Source organism: Legionella stuttgartensis (assembly GCF_977063405.2).
This window is the reverse complement of record NZ_CDRUHA020000009.1, coordinates 1-11,454: the sequence shown is the minus strand read 5'-3', so window position 1 is coordinate 11,454 and position 11,454 is coordinate 1. Positions and strand designations below refer to the sequence as shown.

Here is an 11,454-nt window from a genome sequence, read left to right as displayed (position 1 = left end):
GCTATCCGCAAGTGATTTCCATTGCGCAGCGGGCAGGGCGCAGTGAGCTTGATGAAGATGCGCTACCACCCAACATCAGTGAATTTGATGTGCTTCTTAACTTTGATAAAGACAAGTCCATGAGACCTGATGAATTGCTGCGTCGCATTCGTGCGGATTTGGCGAATATTCCTGGAGCCGTATTTAACGTGGGGCAATTCATTGCTCATCGTATGGATGAAGTGCTTTCTGGGGTACGCGCTCAAGTGGCCGTTAAGATTTTTGGGGATAATTTATCCACACTCAATGAACTAGGACAATCGATGGAGACCCTGTTAAAATCAGTACCAGGGGTGGTGGATGTGAATAAGGAACAACAGATTAAAGTCCCTCAATTGGTGATTCAACTCGATCGCGAAAAAGCAGCGCGCTATGGAGTCAATGTGGGGCAGATTTCGGAAGACGTGCAAGTGCTTCTGAATGGCGTGAGTGTTTCCAGCGTTTTAGAGGGGCAACGCACGTTTGATTTGTATCTTCGAATGGATAAACCAGGGCGTGACAGCGTCAAGAACATTCAAAACATGCTGATTGATGCTCATGGCGTGGGGCAAAATACCATTACGCAAATCCCATTGCGGGCTGTGGCTGAGATTGCATTGGAACCGCAACCTTTTGCAATTAATCGTGAGAACGTGCAACGGTTGCTGGTGATTTCTTTTAATGTGGAGGGGCGGGATTTAGGTAGCGTGATTGCTGAAGTGCAACAAGAAGTGCAGGAAAAAATCAAACTACCCACTGGTTATTTTATTCAATACGGCGGCCAATTTGAAAGCCAGCAACAAGCCTCCAGAGTGATTTTGGTTTTTGGTGGCTTGGTGATTTTTGTGATGCTGATTTTGCTGCATAAAGCGTTTGGGACGTTTCGAGAGGCTTTATTGGTGATGTTTAATTTGCCCTTGGCACTTATTGGTGGGGTCATTTCATTGTTTGTGGTGAGTGGCGAGATGAGTGTGGCCGCCATGATTGGGTTTATTACGCTGTTTGGAATTGCGGCGAGAAATGGCATTATTTTGGTGAGCCACTATAATCAATTACGATTGCAGGGAAAAACTCGGGAGCAGGTGGTCATTGATGGCACCATGGACCGCTTGGTGCCCGTATTAATGACAGCTGCTACAGCGGCACTGGGCTTGATTCCTTTGTTGTGGGGTTCGCCTGCCGGAAAGGAACTTGAACGACCTTTGGCCCAAGTGCTTTTAGGTGGGTTATTGACTTCTACGGTTCTCAATATGTTGGTAGTACCTACGGTGTATAACGCCATTGAAGTATGGCGAAAAAAACGGATGCAATTCAATGAAACAGAACAAGGAGAAATAACATGAAGCACATTACTTTGAAACAAAAAAACCACTTCTGGTTGGGGCTTATAGCCAGTGTTTTGATGGTTTTCGGGAGCTCCCAGGTTTTTGCTAATCCAACTGAATCTATTCCTAAAACCGTCCCAGCCATTTGGGAAGCAATAGACAAGCATTCTGCATCCATTAATCAAATATTAGGCGGGGATGATTTAACGTCCATACACGAGCATGCGTTTGCCATTCGTGATTTAGCCAATGCATTACCTGCTTTAAGCAAGGATTTATCAGAGGAGCAGAAAAAGACACTGCAACAAAATCTAAGCTATGTTGGTCAATTGGCGACTCGTCTTGATAAAACAGGAGATGCCAATGATAAAGAAGGGACGCAAGCCAACTGGCAAAAATTGCAAAAAGTGTTAGCACAGCTGCGTGCGCTGTATACTCCCAATGCCCCTAATTAATCAAGGAATGAGTCATGAGGGGTGCAGGAATTCAATGGATTGAACATTTTTGTAAAAATCTGTCCACAACAGATAAAGATGTGGATTATTCAGGATGGTGGTGACGCATGGACAAGGAAAACACCGATTCGCCTTATCAAATGGGGCATGATTTTATTTCTTATCAACTGGATTGTTGGCAGCGTTCTATTTTATTTTGGGATACCTTGCGTGAACGCGCCAATAATATGATGGAGCACGAACAACAAGGGTTGCCACCACTGCTTAATTTCAAATATGAATTAGTTTTGGATGGGAAATCATTGGAACCCAAAACCAATTATGCATTGGTTAAAATTCTTGAGGTCGGTGATGTGTGCTTTGAAGAGTGTTTTGATCCTCATGCTCATCCGGTGATTATTGTGGATCCCAGATCAGGCCATGGGCCAGGGATTGGTGGTTTCAAACGGGACTCTGAAGTGGGCGTAGCACTTCATAGTGGTCATCCTGTGTATTTTGTTATTTTTTATCCTAATCCTGTGCCTCATCAAACGCTCGCCGATGTCCTGATGACTTTGCGCCATTTTGTTGAAAAAGTCCAAGCCTGGCATGAAGGTAAAGCCCCCATTCTTTATGGCAATTGCCAAGCCGGTTGGATGCTGGCTTTATTGGCCTCTGATTGCGCGAGATCGGTTGGCTTGACAGTCATGAATGGCTCACCGGTTTCTTATTGGTCCAACAGCGAAGAAGAAGCCAATCCCATGCAGTTATTAGGGGGACTCTTGGGTGGCTCCTGGAGTGCCCGTTTTCTATCGGATTTAAAAGAAGGGATCTTTGATGGGGCGTGGTTGGTCTCTAATTTTGAGTTACTCAATCCCACCACAGCCATTTGGGATAAGTATTATGGCTTATTTGATGAAATTGACACAGAGCAGGAGCGATTCTTGGAGTTTGAACGCTGGTGGAATGGGTTTTACCAATTTAGCCAGGAAGAGATAATGGCCACCGTGAATAATCTTTTTATTGGCAATCAACTAGAGCGCGGTGAAATGCGGATTCATAAAGGATGTGTTTACGATTTGAAACGCATTCAAAGCCCTATTGTTCTCTTTGCTTCCCAAGGCGATCAAATTACCCCACCGAGGCAGGCTTTACATTGGATAAGAACAATTTATCCTACGACACAAGCATTGAAGAAGGCCAAACAGCGAGTGGTGTATCTGCTTCATCCTTCCGTTGGGCATTTAGGAATCTTTGTATCGGCTAAGGTCGTTCGTTTGCACCATCGTGCTATTTTAGAGCATAGTGATGCCATTGAGCAATTGCAGCCAGGGCTTTATGAAATGATAATCGTTAACCCAACAGGCGATCCCGATTGCAGTAAAGAACAATATCATGTGCGTTTTGAAGCGCGCGAACTCACAGAACTTTGCACAACGAGCTCCACGCAACAGTTTGACAAGGTTCGTCAAACATCCGAAGCCAATGACTCGATTTATCAAAAAGTTATCCAACCTTCCGTGCAGAGCTTAAGTAATCCTTTTTTATCCTGGTGCCTTGAGAAAACGCATCCCATGCGCCTAAGTCGCTATGTGTTTTCTGAAAAAGTGAATCCGCTGATGAAAGCAATCGAACTATTAAGCCCACCCATTCAAGCCAATCGCCGCATGGCTACACAGAGCAATTGTTTTAAAAAAATAGAGCATGGTGTTGCGCAGATGATGAGGGATTCGTTGGAATCCTCCCGAATCATGCGTAATGACGTGATGGCAAATTGGTTTGAAGCCCTTTATAAGGATCCCGATTAACAGGCGAGGAAATTAATTCATGGAGCGTATGGCATCAAATTCCTCGTCAAGGTTCATTTCACTCTCTAAGTCCGCTTCATGAACCCCTTTCTCATCAAAAAGAGGGTTAGTTTCTCGAGCTTTTTCTTCGTAGTCATTCTCTACAAAACAATCCTTAGCGTTCATAACAATTCCTTCAAAATGATTGTTCTTGTCCTTGCCAACGACTAAAGACAACCCGGTTTATTGTTGCTATTTTCATCTCTGACATTTAGCATAACGGATACGATTCAATGAACAAAAATAAGAAATAAAAAGGGGTCAACTGAATAGCCATTTGGCTATTTTTTTATAAGAAGAAACGAGGGAATGGGATGTTGGTTCCCCAAACTGGAATAAGGAACGCATCGACCATGATAGAAATTATCCCCAATTGGCACCCCATTTTTGTCCATTTTACCGTGGCCTTATTTACTGTTTCGGTGATTCTTTATGCCCTAACCTATGTATCCTCTTACATTCATTGGAACACCAAGCCATTGATTGTCGAATTGGAAATTGTGGCGCGTTGGTGTTTATGGCTGGCCGCATTGAGCACGATGACCACCGTGTCCGCTGGGTTTTATGCCTTTTATACGGTAAAACATGGTGCTATGGCGCACGCCGTAAAAGTGATTCACCGCAACTGGGCACTGGCTACTGCAAGTGTCATTTTACTTATGGCGTTTTGGGTTGTTTGGCGTTATATTAAACACCAAAAACCGACGCTGCTCTTCTTAATGGCTTTATTCCTTGTGCAAGTGCTGTTGCTCACAACCGCTTGGTATGGGGCGGAATTAGTCTATCGGCATGGGTATGGTGTTTTGCCTGTCACAGCAGAAAAGACGGTATCACCGCATTAATACGATTTTTATGGAAGGATGGAAACATGTTACAAAAGGATTTGCGTTGTTCAATTAGGAATTATTGCTTTATTTTTTCCTTTTTACTGCTCGGTTCTTCTGCTGTGTTTGCCCAGCATGAGCAACATGGTGCCTCAACACAACCGTTAACTTCCTCGAAGAGTACACCATCTCAATCGAAACCTGCACAATACAAAATGGAACAACCTACCACTAAAAAACAATCTCCTAAAGCGGTGACGCCTCTAACTATTACAGGTGGAGCAAAGCGTACGGTTAATTTGGTGGTTGCTTATAAAACGGTGAATTTTGCAGGCAAACCAAGACGCGCCATTGCTGTTAATGGGCAAATTCCAGCACCGACGTTGCATTTTAAAGAAGGGGACGATGTCACCATCAATGTGTATAACCATTTGGATGAGGGAACGTCCATTCATTGGCATGGTCTTTTAGTCCCTTGGCAAATGGATGGGGTGGACGGGGTGAGTCAAAAACCAATTCCCCCAGGAGGCGTGTTCCATTATCGCTTTAAGCTTTACCAACGAGGGACCTATTGGTACCATGCCCATGCCAAGGTTCAAGAACAAGAAGGCTTATACGGGACTTTTATTATTGACCCGCCTAATCCTCCAAGCTATCACTACACCAAAGATTATGTGGTGGTGTTATCCGATTGGAGCAACACCCCTGCGGAACAAGTACTTGCGAATTTAAAAAAAGACGGCGACTATTACGGTCCTCGATTTCCCCTACAACCCTCGCTTATGAAGTTTCTTCATGATTATCGTAAAGCGTCATCCGAAGAGCGTAAAAAATTAATTGCTGATTATAAAATGATGCAACAAATGCGCATGAGTATCTATGACTTAAGTGACGTGGCGTATGATGCGTATTTATTAAATGGTCACCCTAAATCTCATCCTTGGACCGCCCCTGTGAAAGTAGGGGATAGGGTGCGGCTACGCTTCATTGGCGCAGGAGCAAGCACCATCTATCGTGTTAAAATTCCTGATGCCAAAGTGGAGATGGTGCATATTCAGGGAAATGATGTAACCCCCTATCCCATTGAGGATTTTTGGATTGCACCAGGTGAAACCTATGATATCCTGGTGACCATTCAAAAAAACGAGCCTTACATTATTTATGCCGAGTCGATTGACACGCTGGGCAAAGCGTATGGGGCTTTAGTGACTCATCCTAATCAAGTCGTCAACTATCAGCACGTGACTCCTTTCCCTGAGCCACTTCCTGTCACAAGAGAAATGATGGCCAACATGATGCAGTCTATGAATAGCGGGGGGATGAGTGGAAATCAACAACACGCCTTGATGAACAAAAAAACATCATCAACGGCGATGAAACCCTCCATGACCATGCCTTCGCACTCTCAAGCAATGAGTTCGCAAAGTGCTAATCATTCGATGTCCTCTAAGACTATCCAAAAGAAAATGGACAATGCATCCAATCATTCCGCTCACACCTCATCAATGAAGTCCAAATCCTCATCGACCTCGATGAACAAGAGTATGGACATGCCAGGTATGAATCATGGGGCAATGAGTCAGAGTAAGACGCCTAACTCTGCTCAAATGAAATCTGACCCCTCGTCGACCTTAATGAACAAGAGCATGGCCATGCCGGGCATGAATCATAGCGCAATGGGTCAGAGTAAGAAGTCTCACTCTGCTCAAATGAAGTCTGACTCCTCGTCGACCGCAATGAACAACAGCATGGCTATGCCGGACATGAATCATAGCGCAATGAGCCAGAGTAAGACATCTCACTCTGCTAATGACATGTCTATGAATAGGAACATGAAGTCAGATAGGCCTATGGAACATGGCATGTCGATGAATGATTCCATGAACATGCAGATGCCTATTGAGCCGACCATCATAGGCGATAAAATAGAGCCGCCTGATTCAGCAAAAGCCACCACCTTAGGAACCAAATACCAAGAGTTAAAAGCAGCAGTGAAAACCAATAATCCGAATAAACCAGTCGATGGGATTATTAAAATGGAATTGTTTGGTTATATGGACCGTTATATCTGGTTTATTAATGGCCTACCAGAATACAAGGCCAAACCGATTTTGATTGAGCCAGGCAAGCGTTATCGGATTATTTTTACCAACAATTCGATGATGCGTCACCCCATGCATATTCATGGTCATTGGTTTATTTTACGCAATGGTCATGGGGCTTACGATCCCTTATTACATACCATTGAGGTGGCTCCAGGAGCTACTGCCGTTGCCGATTTTGATACTGAAGCCAGCGGCCAATGGTTTTTCCATTGCCACCATCTTCTGCACATGACCGCAGGCATGGCGCGGGTATTTCAATACACCACCATCATTGAGATTGCCAAAGGCACTCGAAAGCCAGACAATTACGCCTATCAGCAAGCCTACATCAATCGGCCGGTCGTACGAGAAGACGAAGTCATGCCACTGGATGCTTCTCTCATCAAACACCCCGCAGGGCATCATCAAGGTTTCTATCGTTCAAGCTATATTGAACTCGGTGAAGATCCTTTTCATAATGCTCAGGAAATGACGTTTAGAGGCCTCTATGGCCCAGATTACAATAAGCTCCAGTTGTATACTGAGGACGCTGAAATTTATAAAGGAACCGTTGAAAACGCAGATATCGATGTGTTCTATTGGCATTTGATTAGCCAATTTTGGGCAGTTAAAGGAGGAGTCAATTATTTTTATCGCCCCGGAGGCCCTTATTGGCAACCTGGTATTGGTATTGAAGGGTTAATGCCTTGGTATATTGATACCAATATTAGAACGTATTATCGTGATGGCAGTGTGAAGTTTGACATTCAGTTAGCACGGGCTAACCAACTGACCAATAACTTCTTCTTCCTCACTGGGCTTCGCAGCATTCTGGCCACTCATACCGTCGTCAAAAACGAGATTGGCAATGGCTTAAACCAAATGCGTTACATCCTTAGGCCTTATTATCGTCTTAAGCCAGGGCTTAATATTTTTACAGAGTACGAACATGATGAAGAATATGGTGCTCTTAAGAGAATTCTTCGAAGTCAAGGAGAGCCTACCACTCAAGATACAATCACGTTAGGAGTAGCTGTTCTTTTTTAAACGGTCACGTGAGTTGCTTATACCAGGATACTGGAGTCCTGGTGCACTAGATAAAAGTACCGGTTTAAGCCCACGCTCTTGCTCATGGGTTTGAAATTATTTTGAGTTCAGAGTAGGCCAAATAACAAATAGTTAGTACCCATGGTTTGTCCAGAAGAAACCTCGTGAATGCACTAATTGGAGGAATGTATGTATTTAGATGCTCTTTCACGGCTTGATAAGGCCGCTTCATTTTGTCGTATTGATTCCGAAGCTTTAGAGAAACTGAAACACCCTAAATCCTGTCTGGAAGTATCTCTCCCAGTTCGGATGGATAATGGTGAATTAAAAATTTTTACAGCTTATCGAGTCCATCATAATGACAGCCGTGGTCCTATGAAAGGGGGCATACGGTTTCATCCAAAATTGGATTTAGATGAGATAAAAACTCTTGCATTATGGATGACAATAAAATGCGCTGTCGTCGACATCCCCTTTGGTGGTGCAAAAGGTGGGGTAATTGTTGATCCAAAACAATTATCTCGCATGGAGTTGGAGCGATTAAGTCGAAGCTACATTGAGTTAATAGCGGATTTTATTGGACCAGACAAAGACATCCCTGCTCCTGATATGTATACCAATGAGATGATCATGGGCTGGATGATGGATGAGTATGCCACCATTGTTCGGCAAAATAGTCCAGCGGTAATCACAGGCAAGCCTATTTCTTTGGGAGGGTGCTTGGGGCGTGAGGGTGCGACCGGTCTAGGTGCCTACTATTGCATTAAAATTCTTGAAAAAAAGAAAAAATGGCAGTCTTCTGAGCTACGAGTTGCTGTTCAAGGATTTGGTAATGCGGGACAAAGTATTGCTAAGCTGCTTTACGACAATGGCTATAAAATTGTTGCGATAAGTGATTCGAAAGGAGGAATTTATAATACCAAAGGCATCGATATACCTCGCATGATTGAAATAAAAAACAGCTCTAAAGAGGTGCAGTCCATATATTGCAAAGAGTCTGTTTGTAAACTTGCGAAGGATGCTACCATTACGAATGAAGAGTTATTGGAACTCGATGTCGATTTACTTATCCCAGCTGCTGCACAAAATCAAATTACCCAAGAAAATGCAGCCAGAATTAAGGCGCCAATAATCATTGAAATTGCAAATGGTCCAATAACCTTAGAGGCCGATGCACTATTGCAGAAAAAGGGAGTATTAATTGTACCCGACATATTAGCCAATACGGGTGGGGTCATCGTAAGCTATTTTGAGTGGGTTCAAAATAAATCAGGTTATTATTGGAGTATGGAAAAAGTTCAAGAAGAATTACAGACTATCATATCCCGTGAATTCAAGAATATTTGGCAGCTGATGGAACAATATCAAACAGATATGCGGCAAGCGGCATACATTCATGCCTTGAGTCGATACGATAAAGCAGTTACAGCCCAAGGAACTCGCGGATATTTTTCAAATTTAAGCCTAAGCCTATAAGGAGAGTTATCCTGCTTGAATTTCATGCCTCTTCTTACTGGGGCTCATTGTCCTATTATTGGTGTTGATTGGGGTATTAGGCTTACTCTCCCCAAAGATTAGAAGGTCCTTCCCCACGTCTTTATGACGGTGACTGATTTACCTGACTGAATATATTTGGCACAAAAAAAACCTCTTAACAACATGTTAATACAGTACCACGCATCAAGAGAATGAGCTCCCTTCTTCTTAATGTCCGCTGCCATGCCCGCCTTGCCAGCCGTGTCCACCTTGTCCACCGTGATGCCAGTTTTGTTGGTGCCAATTTTGATGCCAGTTATGATGCCACTTGTAGTGGTATTGAATCCAATGCCATCTATGTCCATCCCAATGCCACTTACCATGTCCACCATGAGGTGTCCAATGAGGTGGATGATGGACACTGGCAGCCAATATCATAGAACCTAATTGGGAATCATTTTTGACTGAGGTATCAAAAGCAGCGGCTACAGCAGTTGAGCCTATCAAAGCGGCTACAGCAACAAACCGCTTCAACGTCTTTAAAGTCCACATATTGCCGCTCCTTGTAAAGGATGTGATAGCGTTATTTCTAAGCTAGTCTAAATCCAATACTTATCAATCTAAGTATAGACAAGATAGCACTTTAGTTCGAAATTTGAACAATATATGGGTGATACTTTACTGGCGCAATCTTTTATCAGGATGGACTATACTAATAAAATTTAATGAGCAAAGGAGGGCACATCATGTCGCCTGAACCTAAGCATCACCCGCAGTCATCAAAACCACAAAAAGAGATGCACTTTTGGAGTTCTCCTTCTGGTATGGTGGCCATCATCATTATTGGGATTATTGGCTATTTCTTGATTGTAGAGCATGGTGCTCACATTGCGAGTTTTCTTGGGGCTTCGCCTTTTTTGCTGTTAGTCTTACTCTGTCCACTAATGCATCTGTTTATGCATAGAGGACATGGAGGTCATGAAGAGGAGCATCATCATAAGTCTGATAATGAGGACGACTCGTCTGAGGATAAGGATTAATCGAAAATGGAACATACTTCGTATGCCTATGGTTTGTGGTTATTGGTCATTGTCAATTCGGCTATTTTCATTTTGTTTGCGTACAGTTTTACCACCACGTTTAAAACAAGGCGAGATTGGCGCGCCTTTGGTGCTTTTTCTGCGTTTGTCATCGCTTATTTTACCGAAATGTATGGTTTTCCTTTAACCATTTATTTTCTGTCAGGATGGCTTTCTAAATATTATCCTGGAGTAGATTTATACGGTCATGACAGTGGTCATTTACTCCATACCCTGCTTGGCTTGAAAGGTGATCCCCATTTTGATGTCTTTCATATCTTAAGTTTTGTCTTCATTATCGGCGGTCTTTGGATGATTGCATCCGCCTGGGGTACTCTTTATCGTGCTCAAAAGAAGCATCAACTTGCAACCAGTGGGCTGTATGCCAAAATTCGTCATCCGCAATATGATGGGTTTATTCTGGTGATGATTGGTTTTTTATTGCAATGGCCAACCATTCTGACCTTAATCATGTTTCCTATACTGGTTTATATGTATGTTCGTCTCGCACGTAGGGAAGAAAAAGAGGTTTTGGCGGAGTTTGGTGAGGAATATCAACGCTACGCTGCGGTTACTCCTGGGTTTATACCTCGTTTTGGTAAACAACAAGACAGTAAAGGAGGTGCACCATGATGTTTATGTTTCACAGTGCCGAGATGCTCGGCCTTATCGCAATAGCGCTTGGAATCATGTTGGTCGTCTGGGCATTACGTAATGAAGGCAACAGTACTGGATTAAGCAAAGTATTTGGATGGCTGATTGTCATTATTGGGATTTTAGGGGAATTATGCAGTTCTTATTACGCAATTAAATACTGGTATGCAGGCTATTTCCAGATGCCAATGATGTCAGGTGAAGCATTCCTATTTCATGTGGCTCAGATGTTGTCTTTGATTGCTATAGCGTTTGGTATTATTTTGGTTGTCTGGACTTCACGTCACGAAGGTTTCGGTATTTCGTTGGCAAAAGTTTTTGGTTGGCTCATCGTTCTCTTTGCGATTTTAGGAATGATTTGTAGTGCTTATTATGCCACTGTGTATTGGCATAAAGGATATATTCAAACGCCTACTGGTATGCCTCTGTTGATGCAACATCAAATACCGATGCAGAAACAGTCACCCAATCAATAGTCCTGGTAAGTGCCATAATAAATTGTTATGGCACTTATAATTTTCCATTGTAGAGAAGGAGTCCCTCAATGATGCTTATAAAACCCAACTCCTTTAATATCAGTCCACAACGTGGTTTGGTGGCAAAGGAAGCATTGATCGACACGGGCTTCATGCTCATGAGCCACTTTTTTTGAAATCATATTAAAAT

The 11,454-nt window shown here is 43.2% G+C and carries 11 protein-coding genes; 9 read left to right on the top strand and 2 right to left on the bottom strand.

Features of this window, described 5'->3' with window-relative positions:
- From ACWTEW_RS02160 to ACWTEW_RS02150, 3 genes are all read left to right on the top strand, one after another.
- Positions 1-1,361, top strand: a 1,361-nt coding sequence (locus ACWTEW_RS02160) for an efflux RND transporter permease subunit (protein ID WP_454783568.1), incomplete at its 5' end; no start/stop codon positions are given.
- Positions 1,358-1,798, top strand: coding sequence for a hypothetical protein (locus ACWTEW_RS02155; protein ID WP_021460701.1), 441 nt, complete (start codon positions 1,358-1,360; stop codon positions 1,796-1,798). The genes ACWTEW_RS02160 and ACWTEW_RS02155, both read left to right, overlap by 4 nt.
- Before the next feature lie 107 nt (positions 1,799-1,905).
- Positions 1,906-3,585 carry a DUF3141 domain-containing protein gene (locus ACWTEW_RS02150; protein WP_058393165.1) on the top strand — a complete coding sequence of 560 codons (1,680 nt, stop codon included), beginning with the start codon at positions 1,906-1,908 and terminating at the stop codon, positions 3,583-3,585.
- Between the two features lie 12 nt (positions 3,586-3,597).
- Here the strand turns inward: ACWTEW_RS02150 and ACWTEW_RS02145 are convergent, their stop codons facing one another.
- Positions 3,598-3,750 (bottom strand): hypothetical protein, encoded by a 153-nt coding sequence (locus ACWTEW_RS02145; protein ID WP_021460683.1) that lies wholly within the window; start codon positions 3,748-3,750, stop codon positions 3,598-3,600.
- A 188-nt stretch (positions 3,751-3,938) separates the two neighbouring features.
- Here ACWTEW_RS02145 and ACWTEW_RS02140 point away from each other — a divergent pair, with 188 nt between their 5' ends.
- The 3 genes from ACWTEW_RS02140 to ACWTEW_RS02130 all read left to right on the top strand — a co-directional run bounded on the left by ACWTEW_RS02140 (position 3,939) and on the right by ACWTEW_RS02130 (position 9,055).
- Entirely contained in the window at positions 3,939-4,466 is a 528-nt protein-coding gene (locus ACWTEW_RS02140) for a DUF2231 domain-containing protein (RefSeq protein WP_031297968.1), read from the top strand.
- Between the two features lie 26 nt (positions 4,467-4,492).
- Positions 4,493-7,579: a multicopper oxidase domain-containing protein gene (locus ACWTEW_RS02135; protein ID WP_021460681.1), complete on the top strand. Its 3,087-nt coding sequence runs from the start codon at positions 4,493-4,495 to the stop codon at positions 7,577-7,579.
- A 189-nt stretch (positions 7,580-7,768) separates the two neighbouring features.
- Positions 7,769-9,055 carry a Glu/Leu/Phe/Val family dehydrogenase gene (locus ACWTEW_RS02130; RefSeq protein WP_011946137.1) on the top strand — a complete coding sequence of 429 codons (1,287 nt, stop codon included), beginning with the start codon at positions 7,769-7,771 and terminating at the stop codon, positions 9,053-9,055.
- 228 nt (positions 9,056-9,283) lie between these two features.
- On the opposite strand, the gene ACWTEW_RS02125 is transcribed toward ACWTEW_RS02130, so the two are convergent.
- Positions 9,284-9,607, bottom strand: a complete 324-nt coding sequence (locus tag ACWTEW_RS02125; protein WP_021460680.1) for a hypothetical protein — start codon at positions 9,605-9,607, stop codon at positions 9,284-9,286.
- A 194-nt stretch (positions 9,608-9,801) separates the two neighbouring features.
- Here ACWTEW_RS02125 and ACWTEW_RS02120 point away from each other — a divergent pair, with 194 nt between their 5' ends.
- From ACWTEW_RS02120 to ACWTEW_RS02110, 3 genes are read left to right on the top strand one after another with little or no spacing between them, the layout of a single operon-like run.
- A complete protein-coding gene (locus ACWTEW_RS02120; protein ID WP_021460679.1) occupies positions 9,802-10,095 on the top strand; it encodes a DUF2933 domain-containing protein in 294 nt (97 codons plus the stop codon).
- Positions 10,096-10,101: 6 nt separating this feature from the next.
- The gene (locus ACWTEW_RS02115; protein WP_021460678.1) at positions 10,102-10,767 is read left to right on the top strand and encodes a methyltransferase family protein; all 666 of its coding nucleotides are present in this window, start codon (positions 10,102-10,104) and stop codon (positions 10,765-10,767) included.
- Positions 10,764-11,264: a hypothetical protein gene (locus ACWTEW_RS02110; protein ID WP_021460677.1), complete on the top strand. Its 501-nt coding sequence runs from the start codon at positions 10,764-10,766 to the stop codon at positions 11,262-11,264. The genes ACWTEW_RS02115 and ACWTEW_RS02110 overlap by 4 nt, the downstream gene beginning before the upstream one ends.
- Positions 11,265-11,454: the final 190 nt, after the last annotated feature.